The organism is Lentilactobacillus sp. TOM.63 (genome assembly GCF_030361045.1).
GTDB classification, from domain to species: Bacteria; Bacillota; Bacilli; order Lactobacillales; family Lactobacillaceae; genus Lentilactobacillus; species Lentilactobacillus dabitei.
The window spans coordinates 1-15,288 of record NZ_JAUCAP010000061.1; the positions used below are offsets into that span (position 1 = coordinate 1).

A 15,288-nucleotide genomic window follows, 5' to 3' on the forward strand; every position below is an offset into this window, starting at 1 on the left:
TCTAACGAGAAACAAAAAATCTGTCATCAGTAATAGATAAAATCTATTACCAACAACAGATATTGTAGAACCAGAATTTAACAAAGATGACCAATTATTCCTGATTTTGGAATAGTTGGTCATCTTTGTTAAATTCTGGGATCAGCCGTTTGGCGCAACTTTAGGTGGCTACGGTGATCTAAGTGAATGATCATTGATTGAAAATTAATATATGTCCAGACCTTATTTTTCTATTTATGGACATTATCTTTCTTTTAGGACAGCTCCTCCAAGCAGAAGTCTGCATGTAAGCACCACCGAGAAAAATTCCAAAACCGAGAATTTCCCTCGGTGGAGACTTACATTCCGACTTCTAACCGCTTGGATCCGCTCACTATCATCTTTGCCACGTAATCGCCAAAACCACTGGTACTATATACGGTGGCATCCGGCGTTTTCGCAAAGTCTTCTGTCACATTGTGCGTGACAATTGCCTGACTAATCCCTGATCGAATTAATTTGGCAGCTGCTTGCCAACCGATATAATCAAACATCATTGCGCCTGACAAAATAATTGAAGTTGGGTTCAGCTTGTTTTGACCCGCAAATTGAGGTGCTGTGCCATGGGTTGCTTCAAAGATTGCCCGGCCAGTTTGGTAATTGATATTTCCACCTGGAGCAATTCCAATACCACCTACTTGGGCAGCCAAGGCATCCGATATGTAATCGCCATTCAAGTTCATGGTCGCGACCACGTCAAAATGCTCTGGAAACAGGAGCGCTTGTTGGAAGAAATTATCGGTAATCACATCATTCACGATTAATTTGCCAGCTGTTCGAGCATCGGCTTCGGCTTGATCAGCCGCTACTTGCCCATGCACCTTGTGAATTACATTGTATTGGTTCGTTGTGAAAACTCGGTCACCATAGCTTTCGGCCACTTCGTATCCCCATTGCTTAAAGCTCCCCTCGGTTTTCTTCATAATATTTCCTTTATGAACCAGCGTCAGAGTGTGCTTCTCGTTAGCCAAAGCATAATCCACGGCTGCTTTCACCAATCTGGACGAGCCTTCCTTAGAAATTGGCTTGATGCCAAACGCAGATGAATCCGGAAATCTAACCTTATCCAGTTTACCCTGCTTGGCTAATAATTGTTCCCATTCCTTTGCGTCTTCTGTATCAACATCCGCTTCAATGCCAGCATAAATGTCTTCCGTATTCTCGCGAAAAACATCAATGTCAACATTTTCCGGATGGACAACCGGTGACGGACTTCCCGGATAATAAGTTACGGGTCTGAAACAAGCATACAGATCTAATTGTTGCCGTAACGTCACGTTGATTGATCGATGACCAACCCCGATTGGCGTGGTTAGCGGTCCTTTGATCCCCACCAAGTAGTCCCGCAAGCTGGTCAATGTCTCAGTCGGCAGCCATTCGTGGGTTCGTTTAAATGCCGTTTCACCAGCTAATAGTGGCAGCCAATTCACTTGCTTTTGACCGCGATATGCCGTCTTAACCGCTGCATCAAAAATCGTCTTGGCAGCACCCCAAATTTCTGGACCAATCCCATCCCCTTCGATAAACGGAATTGTTGGCACGTCTGGAACTTGAAGCCGCCCATCTTTCATGGTTATTTTTTCGTCACTCATGCAAATGAGCCTCCTTGTCAGCATGATAATGCCGATTAGTTTCACCGATATATTCAGATGAAGGCCGAATCAAACAGCCTTCCTCACGCTGCTCCATAATGTGCGCTAACCAACCGGCAGTCCGGCAAGCCGCAAACATTGTTGTAAAGGTATCTCGGTCAAGATTGAAGCAATGGTAAATCACCGCGGTATAGTAATCAACATTTGGATGCAGATGAGTCTTTTCAAACATAAAATCCCGAATCTGCTCTTCCATTTCAAAGTACGCTTCATTGCCGGTTTCATAAGAAATCTTCCTAGCAATTTCTCGCAAAATTGCGGCCCGTGGATCACCATGCTTATATACTCGGTGACCAAAGCCCATGATCTTTTGCCTGGAAGCCAATTGCCGTTCAACATATTCAAGCGGATCTTGACCGGTTTGTTTGATCGTTTCCAACATTTTGAAAACCTGTTCGTTGGCGCCGCCGTGTAGTGGGCCTTTAAGAGAACAAACAGCTGTCGTTAAGCATGAATAATAGTCTGATTGGGTCGAAGCAACTACCCGAGCCGTAAAAGCCGAAGCGTTGAACTCATGATCGGCATGGAGCACCATCACCGTGTTAAGCATTTCAATTTGTTCTCGAGTGGGCCGCTTGCCAGAAAACATGTAAATAAAGTTTTCCACCACCCCAAAATCAGGTTTGGATCGCTTAATTGGCTGATCATTTCGAATTCGAATAATCGCCGCAACCGCTGTTAGCATTTTCGCCAAAATCCGTGGTGGCTCATCGTGCTCGTTGTCATTGGTTGTCCCAAGGAGTGAAACCGTTGTCCGCAGAATACTCATTGGATGCTGCGGCTCTTTGGCAATCCGCCCCATCAGGCGAACCGTTTCGGCTGGCAGCTTCATTTGGGAGACCAACTCACGGCGAAAACTAACTAATTCAGATTCGGTTGGCAGTCGGAGATTCCAAAGCAAAAGCACAATCTCTTCGTATGGCACATCTTCTAATTCTGTAATTGGGTACCCAGCGTATGTCAAAATTTCGTTCTTCGTAGAACTAATTTTGGTTTGATCAACAACGACGCCAGCCAGTCCTTTTGGTAATTTCATCCTCTTACCTCACAATCAACACTGTGAGTTAATCCAAATAGTTCCGAATCAATTGTTAGTCTTGTCGGGAAATAATTCAGGTATTATTCTCTGAGGTGCTTACATGACTATTTGAATTAACTATTCTAGAAATAGATCAACTTTCAATTTTATTTTGGACGATCAACGGCATAATGCCGCCCTTTTCGTAATAATTCCAATCAACTGGAGTATCAAACCGAACCGTCACATCAAACTTGGTCTGCTGACCATCTTTTTCTGCAACGATGTGCGCCGTTTGCCCATCTAAATCAATTGTGAATGTTTCAGTACCATCAAGTCCCAGTGTTTCAGCGTTTTGACCCGGGAGATACTGAAGTGGCACAACGCCCATCATGGCTAAATTAGCTCGATGAATCCGTTCAAAACTTTCGGCAATAATAGCTTTAACGCCCAAAAGTTTGACCCCTTTGGCCGCCCAGTCTCTAGATGACCCCATGCCGTAATCTTTGCCTGCCAGAATCACCAAGCCCGTCCCAGCCTGTTTGTATTGTTGAGCGGCATCAAAGATAGTTGTTTCTTCATCGGTTGGCAGATAACGGGTGAACCCACCGACTTTATCTGGGGTGAGTTGATTCTGTAAGCGAATATTGGCTAACGTCCCCCGCATCATAATTTCATGATTACCTCGGCGGGAGCCATAGGAATTGAAGTTCTTCGGCTGAATTCCCTTCTGGCGCAAATATCTGCCTGCAGGAGTCTGTGACCCAATGAATCCGGCCGGTGAAACATGATCGGTCGTAATTGAATCACCCAATTTTGCCAGTACGCGCAAGCCACTTAAATGTTGCTGACCAGCTGTGCCATCGAAAAATGGCGGGGAGGCCAAGTAAGTTGAATCTTCATCCCACTCGTAAGTAGAAGACTTTGGTGCGGGTAACTGATTCCATGTTTCGTTTTGATTGAGAATTGATTGATAGTTTTGTTTAAATTCTTTTGGCTTAAGATATTTCTGATTCAATTCGGCAACCTCAGCATCACTTGGCCAGAGATCTTTTAAATAAACTGGTTGGCCATCCTTTGAGGCTCCAATAGGTTGCGTCGTCAAATCAATATCACAGGTGCCAGCCAGCGCGTAGATCACAACTAATGGCGGCGAAGCCAAGTACGTATCCTTAATCAGCGGGTTCACTCGGCCTTCAAAGTTCCGGTTACCACTTTCAACGGCGGCTAATGGATAAGGATCCTCGGCCACCCGGCTTTGAACATCTTCTTTTAATTGACCCGAGTTACCAATGCAAGTGGTACAGCCATACCCAACCAGGTTAAAGCCCAGTTTATCCAAATAGGGTTGCAGACCCGACGCTTCTAGATACTGCGTCACTACTCGGGAACCCGGGGCCAATGATGTTTTGACAAATTCTGGAACTTTAAGCCCATATTCAAACGCTCGTTTAGCTATCAAACCGGCTGCCAGCAAGACTTGGGGATTCGATGTATTGGTACAGCTGGTAATGGCGGCAATTCCCAATGATCCTACCCGAAGGTTAAAGTCCTTGCCTTCGACTTTAACCGGATAATCTGGCAAATCGCGACGGTCATCAAATTGCTTGGGCATCTTATTTAACGTGACCGTGTCTTGCGGTCGGTTGGGCCCCGCCAGGCTACTTTGAACGGAACTTAAGTCCAAGGCGTCATCCTCGCTGTAATGTCGGTCTTCACTCTCCGTATAATACAGGTGATTGGCCTTGGCGTATGCTTCCACCAATTCGATGAGATCAGCTGGGCGGTTGGTGAGTTTAAGGTAGTCAATGGTTTGCTGGTCAATGGGGAAGAAGCCGCAGGTGGCGCCGTATTCAGGTGCCATATTTGCAATAGTTGCCCGATAGGCCAGTGGCAGAGACGCGGCTCCGTCCCCATAGAATTCCACAAATTTGCCGACCACATTATGTTCCCGCAGTATATGAGTCAGGGATAACGCCAAATCAGTTGAAGTAATGCCTTCCGCTAATTTGCCGCTTAATTTCACCCCAACCACTTTGGGCACGGGCATATAAGTATCCTCTCCGAGCATGCTGGATTCAGCTTCAATCCCACCGACTCCCCAACCAAGGACTCCGAGGCCATTAATCATGGTCGTGTGGGAATCGGTACCGACCAATGTGTCTGGAAAGGCTTCATAACTTCCGTCGGCTAGTTGCTTGGCATGTATCACATCTGCCAAGTACTCCAAGTTCACCTGATGAATAATCCCAGTGTCAGGTGGAATGACGGTCAAATTGTCAAAACTGTTCTGGGCCCATTTTAGAAAGGTGTAACGTTCCTGGTTGCGTTCAAATTCCTTTTTAATGTTGTATTCAAACGCTTCATCGTTACCAGAATGATCCACTTGAACTGAATGGTCGATCACGAGATGAACCGGCACCTCCGGATTGATCGTGCTCACATTGCCATGTTGAGCTTTGACTGCATCCCGCATCGCCGCCAAATCAACCAATGCGGGCACGCCAGTTAAATCCTGTAAGATAACCCGTTCAGGTTGATGGGGAATATCCTTGTCGTGATGGGTATCCCAGTTGCTAAAAGCTGGTAAAAATTGTTCCTTTGCGGAATCCTTAGAAGCATGGCGCAGGGCTTCTTCTAAAAGAATTCGGATCGTATACGGAACCGTTTTGATGGTTCCTCCGTGATCTTTCAGATAAGTACCAATATCATAATATTTATACGTTTGACTCGCTAACTTCAGCTGTTTCAAATATGATTTATCCATTATGCTTTCAACCATCTTTCTTTAGCATGAATCAATCGACTGGCGGTATCAAAAGGCTCACCAAATTCGGTTTTAGACAATTAGATTGCACTATACTCAGCGTATTTTAATTCTAATTTCATGTATATTTAATCTAACTGTTAGAATACGCAACTGTCAAGGTAAAATTGAAAAACAGTCCATAAAATTCACATTTGAGCTCATAGCATTTACAAATAAGTGATGATATTGCCAAAATAAAAGCAAGTTCTTCAGGAATTAAGTTCATTTCCTGAGAACTTGCTTTTTAGCGCCTTGAGGACACACCGTTTTGCGCCCACGCTTTCGCATTTTTCAAATGAGAAGTTATTTTTACGCGATTGGAGTCGCTATCAATTGGGTTTTAAGGTCGACCTGAACCAATCAAACAGTAGCTCCCCCACTAATACCACCGGTCCCAGCAGCCCATATATAATCGCCAAAGCAATTTGGGCCACCGTAGCGAATTGGTCATCGTGCATTTTGGAATAAAAGACAACCCGGTCACCTTCAATGGCTCCGGGATTCGTGACGTCCCAGCCTTTTTTGCCGATATGTTTGCGATTCCGATTCTCTAAATCCTGCTTGTATCGCTTCATCCCTTGGGTTGCTATTGACCGATACCCTGGATAGAGCTGCTTACGAATACAGAGTGGCAGTTGGCAAAGCCACGAGACGATCAGCCAAATATTGAACCCATTCCACTCAAATACAAAGTGGGCATTTTTATCCAAATTGAAAAAGTAACCGAGGACCAGAATAATGGTTGTTTGGAGTATGAAACGAGCAAGTATCCGGAGCTTCATAGCTGTCATCTCCTAAAAAGTGAGCGGATCCAGGCGGTTAGAGATCGGAGTGTAAGTCTCCTCGAACGGAAATTCCGGTTTGGGGAATTTTTGTTCGAGGTGCTTACATGCAGATCTCTGCTTGGAGGAGCTGTCCTAAACAAGTGAGCGGAGTAAAGCGGTTAATAACCGGAGCATAAGTCTCCACAACCGAAAATCCTGGGTTTAGATTTTGGGTTGTGGTGCTTATGTGCAGGTTATTGCTTTACGCAGCTGTCCTAACCTGACTGAAATTAAATGACTGATATTTTCATTAATATAGTCATCGCCGAAAATAATGTCAAGCCTAAAAAGATAATTGCAACTAAATTCGGCCTCCAAAATAATTGCTTGATTCCTCACAAAATAAACATCATTGAATCCCATACGCAATGCAGAATCGTACTTGGCCACAAATTCTTTGACCGGTAAAAAATCCAGCCAAAAATTAAGCCTAATGGCAGAACGGTGAATCCATTATTTAACCACCCCATGAGCGACAAATGATCTGCAAAATAAATTGGAAAATGGATTCCTAAAAATAAGATCGATTGGATGATGTTGGCCGTCATGAAGCTATATCGGTCCAGTAAACGATTCATAAAGAATCCTCTAAATACCAATTCTTCCGCCAGCCCAGCAATAATCGTTACCCCAATGAAGCCGTGATGCTCGCGGGTGAATAAATCCGGACTTATGTAAAGCATGTGATGTTCATATAAGGAAATGCCGAACAGATAGGCAATAAACACGATCAGCAATATCCAAAAAGGTCGGGGAAAGTTACCGTTATACAAATGCTTGCCACCTCAGCCACAGACGCTTCCTCTCAATGACCAGCCACCAAATAACCAAGCCGCCCCAAATAATGAGCTTAATCACGGTATTCACAATGAAATCCGCGTAACTGGCGGTAGAAGGCAATTTAACCAATTCACCGTAGCCGTAGTCTTGAACAACTAACCAGATGATCCATAAAATGCCGTACTTAACATACAAATTCGAAAACCAATTTGCTCGTTTCAAAATATTACTCTTTTCTTTGATCTTTCAGGCGTCATTAGAATGGGGAATTAAATTTTTCTAATCGATACAGCCCTTCATCATCAACTTTATCTTGACCATTCTTAAACTTATATCCCATCTTTTGATAAAATCCTAAGCCCGTGATCGAAGCTGGAATTTCGATCCGCTTAGCCCGTTTAAAATATACATCCTTTTCAAGTGTCTGAATCAGCTTTCGCCCAATTCCCAATCCTTGGTAGGTTGGCAACACAAACATATTAAATAGACTACTTTCATCTTCTTTCCCCCAAAAGGGACCAATTGCACCACAACCTACGATTTGATGATGAACTGAGACAACATACATGTGGGTGTACTGTGAATTTTCAATAAAGAAATTTGCATCCCTTTCTGCAATCACTTTAGTTAAATAGGCCTTTGAGTAGTCCTTTGAATTAGTCGTTAGTAATGTTTTAGCCACTAATTTCGAAACCGTTTGAGCATCTTGATTCTGAAAACGTCTGATCATCACTTTTATCACAACTTTCAATTTTATTTTGGGATAGTTTTGAAACCTAGCAACTAGTTTTCGAAGCCATGGTTCCAATCCGCGCCACAGCCTCAATCACACTGGCAATATTACCAGCAAATTGGAAATTCGGCGCCTGCATCCCCACAGGTAACTCATCGCCAATCCACACACTTTTATCAGCGTGAGCCAGCAATTCAACATCGTTGGCATCATTACCAAAAGCAACATACTTTTCGGCTGGGAAAAGCTTCCGTAGGGTTGTGTATTTATTGATTCCCTGAGCGGTCAGATCTAAATTATGTTCGCTTGGATCATTAATAATGGCTAAATTCGTATGCTTCTTTAAAGTTGTTGCAATGGCATCTTGCTGTTCTTTAGTTAAATTGAGTAAGATGACCTTAATTGCCTGATTAATTGCCGTCAAGGCAACTTTGTGAGCCAAATGGTCTGGGTCTAGTTGCCGCAAAATAAAGCTGTTCTGACTCACCCGCGCAGAATAATCCCACTTACTATCTACAATATAATCAGTATTCCCGGAAGTAATGATTTGCCTAATGAGCCGATAATCTCCGTCGGCAATCGGTGCCACAACCTTAACTTCATTACTCAAAGAAATAATTACACCATTGCCACCAATTAATGGTGAGGTTGCTAAATCGCCCACCATTGGTAACAAATCTCTGATAGGTCTGGCCGAAGCAAATACAATGTCTTGCGGGGTGCCTGGGAGTTTCTTCATTACCTGAATAATTCGTGGATCGATTGATCGGCCATCGAAACTAATCGTGCCATCCACGTCAAAAACAAATTTCATCTTAAATATCACCTCCGATTGACTACGCATTCACATTGGTAAATTACTATGACTGATTTTACAACGGTTCTCTTTTGGTGACTAACTTTTTTAACAGGCTAACACCCACGATGATCATTATGAAACGTTTTTTGATTCATTTAATAATACTATTGTATTTTAGTACTATGCGTTGCATAGTATTATCGAAAGGAGGGAAAGAGATGAATCCACAATTAAAAAAAGGCTTTTTAGAATATTGTATCTTGGCCGTATTGAACAAAGGCGATTCCTACGGCTACCAAATTATCAAGGATGTGGAAGCCACCTTCCCTATTTCAGAGTCAACTCTATATCCCATTTTAAAGAGGCTAGAAAAGAACGAATATATTACCAGTCATAACGAAATCTATAATAACCGGGTGCGGCGATACTATCATCTGACATCAGCCGGCATCACCCGCAGCAAAAATTTCTTGGCTAATCAGAACCAGATTGAGAGAATCTATCAATTCGTTAGAGAGGCGTTCGAAAATGAACAAGAATGAATTTTTAAAACAATTGCGCCATAATTTGAAAAGGTCGCACGTTGTCGATATTAATCGCTACCTACAGGATTACAATGAACTAATCGCCGATGAAGCCGAAGAACGGTCCGTCAGTGAAGACGACGTGGCTAATGGGTTGGACGACCCAACAACAATCGTAAAAAACATTATGAATGAAGATCATCCCAAGACCCATTTTCCAACTATATGGCTGATCTTAATTATCATCGCGCTGGTAATTGGCTCGCCCTTATGGGTTTCACTGCTGCTCCTGGCTATCATCTTGATTCTCCTTGCTTATTTATTGGTTTGGTTCATCCGAGCAGGCCTAGTCTTAGGGTCAGGACTTGCTTTGGTAATCGGTGCTTATGGCTTGCCAGCCGGACTTATCGCACTGTTCAAAGTCAGCGTGGCAGTTGGCACAATTGAACTTGGCACTTCGCTATTCAGCTTCGGGTTAGCATTGTTAATCGGGGTTCTTGCTTGGTGGAGCATCAAATATTTCTCGATTGCCTCAGTTTCTTTTTCAAAATGGTTAATCAGCAAGTTCAAGGAGGCCTACTAAAATGTTAGTGATTTGGTTGAAAGATAATTATTGGAAGATTGTCGGCTTGTTACTAGTGCTAGGAGCATTGTTATTTGTGATTGGCTTTGCCCTCGGTGGTTTCAGCTTCAATGTGTTCAACTATCCAGGCAACATTGAATATCGGCCGTGGTACTGGTTCTTGGGATTTTGATTCAGTGACTAACAACAACGTAATTAAGGAACGTTCTATCCAAACTTTCTCGATAAACGTTCCTTATTTTGTTCCCTAACTTCGCGCATTAGATGCTGTAAAAGATATTTTCGATATATAAAGGCAAGGCTTTTAAGATGCAATTCAACATCCTAATAGCCCTGCCTTTTTAATAAACATCTTTAAATCGTCATTAAGCAACCGGTCTTCGTGCCCGGAAACAGTCAATCACCAAATACCCCAGCAGCACCACCGGCCCCAGTAAACCATACACAACTACCAAGGCAAATGTGATCACCGCACCATATTGATCATCTTATTAACATTGTTGCGTTGAATTATATTCAATATACTCAGCAGCAATCTGTCTGTCAATATGAATCAAAATTGGATCACTCCAGATACCCAGATAAAAGCTGCAACAAATGGCCGGGATCAAAACGCCTATTCCAGTGTCATTTAAACGTTAAAGTAAGCTTGCTTTTCCCAATCAGTTACACTCAACTGGAAGCGCGTCAATTCATCCTGCTTTACTTGGAGGTACTTAGGAATGACGCTCCCCATTGCTTCGGTCAATGCTTTATCTGCTTGCAGCTTTGCTAACGCTTTTGGTAGTGATGACGGTAGCTGAACGATCTGAGCAGCTGTCCGCTGTTCTGCGGACATGTCATAAATACTGTCTTCAACGTTCTTGGGTGGCGTCAACTTCTTCTTGATTCCATCCAGCCCGGCGGCTAAAATTGCGGCAATTGCCAAATAAGGGTTAGCAGCTGGATCGCCACTTCTTAATTCAAAACGAGTTTGCGGTCCTCGGCCATCTGGAACCCGGACTAAGGCCGTCCGATTGGCAATTGCCCAAGCAACATAAGTTGGGGCCTCAAAGCCTGGTACTAGGCGTTTATAACTATTAATGGTTGGGTTGGTGATGGCGGTGAAGGCCTGGGCATGGGTTAAGATGCCGGCTAGATAGTGAGTTGCCAACTCTGATAATCCGTGGTTGCCTTTGGGATCATCAAATAAGTTCTGCGAGCCATCAAACAAAGAGGTGTTCAGGTGCATCCCTGATCCATTCACGCCAGCTTGTGGTTTTGGCATAAATGTTGCTCGCAACCCATATTTAACCGCAATGGCTTTCGTCGTTAATTTCAATAATTGAATTCGATCGGCCGTTTTAACCGCGTCAGCATACTTGAAATCAATTTCACATTGCCCTGGCGCTACCTCATGGTGATCAGCTTCGATCGAAAAGCCCATTGTCTTCAAAGTATTCACCGTTTCTCGGCGACAAGCCTCGCCCCGATCATCTGGATAGACGTCAAAGTATGAAGCCTGATCATTTAATTGCCCAGTTGGTTGACCAGCATCATCGGCTTTGAATAAGAAATATTCCATCTCGGCACCAACGTTGGCATGACCACAACCAATCTCATTTAACGAATCATCCAGCTGTTTTAAAACAAAACGCGGATCGCCTGCAAATGGCGTGCCATCACTATTGTGAACGTCACAAATGAGTGAAGCGGTCTTCCCGCCAGTCGTGATCCAAGGATAAATGGTCCAGGTATCCAAGTCAGGATACAAGTACATATCAGAGCTTTGAATTGGTAAAAAGCCCGTGATTGATGAACCATCAATCTTAATTTGATTATTTAGTGCGACATCCAACAAATCAATTGGGATCTCAACGTTTTTTAGTGCCCCGTTAAGATCGGAAAAAGTCATTCTCAAATACGCAATTTCTTCGTCCTTAGCTAACTTACGAATATCATCAGCAGTTTTCATCAAATGCCTCCATAATTGTCGTTTTTTAAGGCCATCCTAAGTTATTTATTGGGTTTCCCTTAACCGATATTATACACGTTATATCTTCTAACATCAGATTTTTTGAATTTTTTTGGTAAATTATTAGGAAGGAGGTATCCATTCTTGAAATAAATTCAGACCCGAATCAACTGATTTGGGCCCGAAAATGACATTTTAGTTATTTTGACTTAGCCCTTGAAGATTGCTCATCGTTTACTATCGAGAATTACCAACCCTCAAAATAAAATAGGCCATTATAAAAGCAATGAGTGAGCCAGCAAGAACACAGCTAATATAAATAACCGTCCCGGTCCTGCCAAAGTTAAACATTAAAAAGATTGCCGCGATCAAGTCAAAAATTAGAATTCCAACGAGCATTAACGTCTGAATATAAAGCAGAACCGCATCTGCTTTTAATTTTTGAATTTGTAAACTTGAATGATCAGACTTATTCATCTTAGCATCCCCCATTTCCAATTTTGCCAGCAAATTAACGACGTTTTCGTGCCTTAGCTATCCACCAAACAATCAATTCAATTACCACGGTCACGGCAGCGAAACCAACCCAAATCATTAAATTAATCAGTTTGATTTCAGGCTTCTGAACCGTCCCTGTAGCATCCGTTCCCCGCATCAAAATCCATACCGTAACCACAACGAAAATCAACGCTAAAAATAAATTGGTCATTCGCCAACCACTGTTTTTCACGATGATCACCTCCGAAACTAATGATTACCAAAGCTGAATCTAATTTCACTTACATCATACCCCCAGGGAAGAATTTTAACCGCTACTTTGTATTTTGGTTATAATGAAGGCATACAATAACTATCAAAGGAGTGTGATTCTTTTGAACAAACATATTAATTGGCAGGCTGCCGTCATTGCTGGTGGCGTTGCCGGCATCGTTTCCGGCCTGGTTAAGCTCGGTTGGGAAAATGTTTTGCCACCACGAACTCCCGCTCGCGATAAAACCAACCCACCACAGCGATTGTTGGAACAATTCGGGGTTCCAAGTCGTCTGACACACGCAACATATACTTATTCAGAGCAACAATTACCTTGGGTGAGCTATCTGATTCATTTTGGCTTTTCAACGTCCTTTGCCGTGTTCTACACGGTTGCCGGCCGTTACGTGCCATTTATTCGCCTTGGTCAGGGAACTTTATTTGGCCTCGGTGTCTGGGGTGCCTTTCATCTTGGGGTAATGCCCGCAATGGGAACTGTCCCTTCTCCGAAAGACCAACCGGTTGAAGAGCACGTTTCAGAAGCTCTGGGCCATATTGCCTGGATGTGGACTAACCACATTATTAGTGACAAATTGTATCAACAACTCACCTCAAAATAAATGGATAAATTGGAGGAATTAGTGAATGGTTAAAATTGGTGTCGTTTTAGGATCGGTCAGAAGTAAGCTCGGTGAAGCCATTTTTAATTACTTACAGTCAAAATATACCGATACGCCTGATGTGCAGTACGATTGGATCAAATTGGATGACTTTCCATTGGAACCTTATCGTCATGAGGAGACTCCTTTATCAGAGGGCATTCAAGGTCTCAAAAGTAATGAACGCCGTTGGTTAAGTCAATTAAATGGCGAAGATGGCTATATTTTTCTGACACCGGAATATGATCACGCCATCCCGGGTTCTTTAAAGAACGCCTTGGATTATGTTGGCCCAGAAGTCAACCACAAGCCGGTTCAAATTATTTCATATTCATATTACAGTGATGGTGGCATGTTAGCAGCTGAATCTTTTGTAGAAATCCTGCAAATGCTCAAAATGATCGTCTTACCGACACCGGTATTATTGTGGAATGCCGATGATAACTTTACGCAAACTGGCCAACTGTTACCCGATTCCGCTAACAGTGACCATTTCTCTGAACGATTGGACGAAGCCTTCCATGAAATTAGTTTTTACACGCGGGTGCTGAATGAGAATCCGTTTAAGTAAGGGGTTCACTGATGCGACCTAACTTACCCAACAAAACAATATTTATCCCCACGCTGCCAATCAATGAACATGAAGTTTTCCGCGCCATGCGAACTTATCCCGATAATGTTAAGGTCTATCATCCGCATGGGCGCATTGACGCTACTTCAGTCTTTTGGTTGAATAAGTTCCAGCCAAATGCGTTGAATTTTGCGGCATTTATTGATCCCAAAGCCGGTGAACCGCTGACACTAGCCAAACGGATTCTGGCCGACATCAACAAGCTCGCCTGGAAATTTGACGTTGATCGAATAATCACCAGTGATTACGCCCCTCAACACGCCTTTAATAAGTGGCTGCCAACTCAAGGCTTCAAACAAATTGAGAAAGTAACCGAGCCCCAATTGCGCCTTTCAGAAGTTCAGCTTAAGGCTCCAGGCACTGCCATAACCACGCGGCTCTTAACTTCGGCTGAGCTCGTTAATCATCCAGCATTATGGAATGAGGTTGCCACGACTGCCTTAACACATTATCGAAGTGCCCATCAAAATAACCCAGTCAGCGATATTCCGCTGTCAACTTGGCAGGCTTTGTTGGCAGCCAAGTTGGTGATGCAGGCGCCAGCAGTCCTACTTGACGATCAAGGCAGCCTTGCTAGCTATTGTTTGATTTACCAGCCAACAGCCGACCGAGTCACCCTCGATCATTTCGGTGAAACTCAGCCAGGCAATCTGCTTTCACTGACAGCCGCGCAAGTTTGTTGGCTAGAGTCACGATTTCAAACCATTACCCTCAATTTGAGCGCCACTGACAAGTCGGGACTACAAATCTATCGGAACTTTCCTTTTAATAAAAGCGCAGTGTATGAAAGCTATCTCAAAATCACTCAATATTAATAACTTATTTATTAAATGCTAGGACGAACAGTGTTTTGATCCCAGAATTTAACAAAGCGGACCAACTATTCCAAAAATTTGGAATGGTTGGTCCGCTTCGTTAAATGCCCGGGATCAGTCGTTTAGCGCAAGTTTTATCAATATAAGAATGGAAAGCCAAGTGGCATTTATAAACGCTTTTTCGACTATTCTTAGATTGTTTTACACAAATTTTACTTGCCTGTCCAGCCTTAGGGCATCAAGCATTAATACCTTTTAAACTAACGCCATCAATTATTTCAGCCATGTTCTATATGTAACCAGAGTGATATACTAAAATTATCGTAATAACGGGTACTGAGTGAATCCTCAGTTGCCTTGCTAACATTAGTCATTGGAGAGGATCGTTATATGAAGAAATCAATTTTCTTAGTAAGTGCCAGTTTAGCGGCTGTCAGCTTTTTCGCAATCAATCAACCGGTCAGTCACGCAGCAAGCTTTCAAACACTCAAAATAAAAAATTATAGCCCGATCGCCTATCATCCCAGCACGTTTAGATCGGTATATTTATATAATTTATCTCATACCGCAAAATTACATAATCTTAAAAACTACCCCCGAACGACGTGGTATGTTTCTAAGAAGCTGTCTAAAATCTCTTAAGAAGCTGTTTAGTATCTTTGATTTTGACCCAATAATTTGATAAACTACTGTCAAAAAAGTTGGTGATCATATGCAA

General features: G+C 43.0%; 18 protein-coding genes. 7 read left to right on the plus strand and 11 right to left on the minus strand.

The window, feature by feature from the left end:
• Positions 1–338: 338 nt before the first annotated feature.
• From icd to QUF07_RS10660, 8 genes are all read right to left on the minus strand, one after another.
• Positions 339–1,631, minus strand: a complete 1,293-nt coding sequence (gene icd, locus QUF07_RS10625; RefSeq protein WP_289427401.1) for an NADP-dependent isocitrate dehydrogenase — start codon at positions 1,629–1,631, stop codon at positions 339–341.
• On the minus strand, positions 1,624–2,727 hold the full coding sequence (locus tag QUF07_RS10630; protein WP_289427402.1) for a citrate/2-methylcitrate synthase: 1,104 nt from the start codon (positions 2,725–2,727) through the stop codon (positions 1,624–1,626). The genes icd and QUF07_RS10630 overlap by 8 nt, the downstream gene beginning before the upstream one ends.
• Positions 2,728–2,863: 136 nt before the next feature.
• Positions 2,864–5,476: an aconitate hydratase AcnA gene (gene acnA, locus QUF07_RS10635; protein ID WP_289427403.1), complete on the minus strand. Its 2,613-nt coding sequence runs from the start codon at positions 5,474–5,476 to the stop codon at positions 2,864–2,866.
• A 371-nt stretch (positions 5,477–5,847) separates the two neighbouring features.
• On the minus strand, positions 5,848–6,300 hold the full coding sequence (locus QUF07_RS10640) for a hypothetical protein (protein ID WP_217163902.1): 453 nt from the start codon (positions 6,298–6,300) through the stop codon (positions 5,848–5,850).
• A 377-nt stretch (positions 6,301–6,677) separates the two neighbouring features.
• Positions 6,678–7,115, minus strand: coding sequence for a CPBP family intramembrane glutamic endopeptidase (locus QUF07_RS10645; RefSeq protein ID WP_289427404.1), 438 nt, complete (start codon positions 7,113–7,115; stop codon positions 6,678–6,680).
• Positions 7,108–7,344, minus strand: coding sequence for a hypothetical protein (locus QUF07_RS10650; RefSeq protein ID WP_217341391.1), 237 nt, complete (start codon positions 7,342–7,344; stop codon positions 7,108–7,110). Before QUF07_RS10650 ends, QUF07_RS10645 begins: the two co-directional genes overlap by 8 nt.
• A 34-nt stretch (positions 7,345–7,378) precedes the next feature.
• Complete coding sequence (locus QUF07_RS10655) at positions 7,379–7,852, minus strand: GNAT family N-acetyltransferase (protein WP_217163900.1); 474 nt, start codon at positions 7,850–7,852, stop codon at positions 7,379–7,381.
• Positions 7,853–7,898: 46 nt separating this feature from the next.
• Entirely contained in the window at positions 7,899–8,669 is a 771-nt protein-coding gene (locus tag QUF07_RS10660) for an HAD-IIB family hydrolase (RefSeq protein ID WP_217163897.1), read from the minus strand.
• Between the two features lie 203 nt (positions 8,670–8,872).
• Between QUF07_RS10660 and QUF07_RS10665 the strand changes: the two genes are divergently transcribed.
• From QUF07_RS10665 to QUF07_RS10675, 3 genes are read left to right on the plus strand one after another with little or no spacing between them, the layout of a single operon-like run.
• Entirely contained in the window at positions 8,873–9,196 is a 324-nt protein-coding gene (locus tag QUF07_RS10665) for a PadR family transcriptional regulator (RefSeq protein ID WP_217163895.1), read from the plus strand.
• A complete protein-coding gene (locus QUF07_RS10670; RefSeq protein ID WP_217163893.1) occupies positions 9,183–9,761 on the plus strand; it encodes a DUF1700 domain-containing protein in 579 nt (192 codons plus the stop codon). Before QUF07_RS10665 ends, QUF07_RS10670 begins: the two co-directional genes overlap by 14 nt.
• A gap of 1 nt (position 9,762) precedes the next feature.
• Entirely contained in the window at positions 9,763–9,933 is a 171-nt protein-coding gene (locus QUF07_RS10675) for a hypothetical protein (RefSeq protein ID WP_217163891.1), read from the plus strand.
• 459 nt (positions 9,934–10,392) lie between these two features.
• Here QUF07_RS10675 and glnA read toward each other — a convergent pair whose 3' ends face one another.
• From glnA to QUF07_RS10690, 3 genes are all read right to left on the minus strand, one after another.
• Positions 10,393–11,715, minus strand: coding sequence for a type I glutamate--ammonia ligase (glnA, locus tag QUF07_RS10680; protein ID WP_217163889.1), 1,323 nt, complete (start codon positions 11,713–11,715; stop codon positions 10,393–10,395).
• Positions 11,716–11,952: 237 nt separating this feature from the next.
• Complete coding sequence (locus QUF07_RS10685) at positions 11,953–12,192, minus strand: hypothetical protein (RefSeq protein ID WP_217341395.1); 240 nt, start codon at positions 12,190–12,192, stop codon at positions 11,953–11,955.
• Positions 12,193–12,226: 34 nt separating this feature from the next.
• The gene (locus QUF07_RS10690; RefSeq protein WP_217161826.1) at positions 12,227–12,445 is read right to left on the minus strand and encodes a DUF3923 family protein; all 219 of its coding nucleotides are present in this window, start codon (positions 12,443–12,445) and stop codon (positions 12,227–12,229) included.
• A 142-nt stretch (positions 12,446–12,587) separates the two neighbouring features.
• Here QUF07_RS10690 and QUF07_RS10695 point away from each other — a divergent pair, with 142 nt between their 5' ends.
• From QUF07_RS10695 to QUF07_RS10710, 4 genes are all read left to right on the plus strand, one after another.
• Entirely contained in the window at positions 12,588–13,085 is a 498-nt protein-coding gene (locus QUF07_RS10695; RefSeq protein WP_082622202.1) for a DUF1440 domain-containing protein, read from the plus strand.
• A gap of 25 nt (positions 13,086–13,110) precedes the next feature.
• Positions 13,111–13,695, plus strand: a complete 585-nt coding sequence (locus QUF07_RS10700) for an NADPH-dependent FMN reductase (RefSeq protein WP_289427405.1) — start codon at positions 13,111–13,113, stop codon at positions 13,693–13,695.
• Positions 13,696–13,706: 11 nt separating this feature from the next.
• On the plus strand, positions 13,707–14,570 hold the full coding sequence (locus QUF07_RS10705) for a hypothetical protein (RefSeq protein ID WP_217161822.1): 864 nt from the start codon (positions 13,707–13,709) through the stop codon (positions 14,568–14,570).
• A 390-nt stretch (positions 14,571–14,960) separates the two neighbouring features.
• Positions 14,961–15,212: a hypothetical protein gene (locus QUF07_RS10710; protein ID WP_289427406.1), complete on the plus strand. Its 252-nt coding sequence runs from the start codon at positions 14,961–14,963 to the stop codon at positions 15,210–15,212.
• Positions 15,213–15,288: the final 76 nt, after the last annotated feature.

What these genes read in the sequence shown, in the direction of transcription:
- icd (WP_289427401.1), bottom strand. Translation starts at nt 1,631, where the DNA reads ATGAGTGACGAAAAAATAACCATGAAAGATGGGCGGCTTCAAGTTCCA.
- QUF07_RS10630 (WP_289427402.1), bottom strand. Translation starts at nt 2,727, where the DNA reads ATGAAATTACCAAAAGGACTGGCTGGCGTCGTTGTTGATCAAACCAAA.
- acnA (WP_289427403.1), bottom strand. Translation starts at nt 5,476, where the DNA reads ATGGATAAATCATATTTGAAACAGCTGAAGTTAGCGAGTCAAACGTAT.
- QUF07_RS10640 (WP_217163902.1), bottom strand. Translation starts at nt 6,300, where the DNA reads ATGAAGCTCCGGATACTTGCTCGTTTCATACTCCAAACAACCATTATT.
- QUF07_RS10655 (WP_217163900.1), bottom strand. Translation starts at nt 7,852, where the DNA reads ATGATCAGACGTTTTCAGAATCAAGATGCTCAAACGGTTTCGAAATTA.
- QUF07_RS10660 (WP_217163897.1), bottom strand. Translation starts at nt 8,669, where the DNA reads ATGAAATTTGTTTTTGACGTGGATGGCACGATTAGTTTCGATGGCCGA.
- QUF07_RS10665 (WP_217163895.1), top strand. Translation starts at nt 8,873, where the DNA reads ATGAATCCACAATTAAAAAAAGGCTTTTTAGAATATTGTATCTTGGCC.
- QUF07_RS10670 (WP_217163893.1), top strand. Translation starts at nt 9,183, where the DNA reads ATGAACAAGAATGAATTTTTAAAACAATTGCGCCATAATTTGAAAAGG.
- QUF07_RS10675 (WP_217163891.1), top strand. Translation starts at nt 9,763, where the DNA reads ATGTTAGTGATTTGGTTGAAAGATAATTATTGGAAGATTGTCGGCTTG.
- glnA (WP_217163889.1), bottom strand. Translation starts at nt 11,715, where the DNA reads ATGAAAACTGCTGATGATATTCGTAAGTTAGCTAAGGACGAAGAAATT.
- QUF07_RS10685 (WP_217341395.1), bottom strand. Translation starts at nt 12,192, where the DNA reads ATGAATAAGTCTGATCATTCAAGTTTACAAATTCAAAAATTAAAAGCA.
- QUF07_RS10700 (WP_289427405.1), top strand. Translation starts at nt 13,111, where the DNA reads ATGGTTAAAATTGGTGTCGTTTTAGGATCGGTCAGAAGTAAGCTCGGT.
- QUF07_RS10705 (WP_217161822.1), top strand. Translation starts at nt 13,707, where the DNA reads ATGCGACCTAACTTACCCAACAAAACAATATTTATCCCCACGCTGCCA.
- QUF07_RS10710 (WP_289427406.1), top strand. Translation starts at nt 14,961, where the DNA reads ATGAAGAAATCAATTTTCTTAGTAAGTGCCAGTTTAGCGGCTGTCAGC.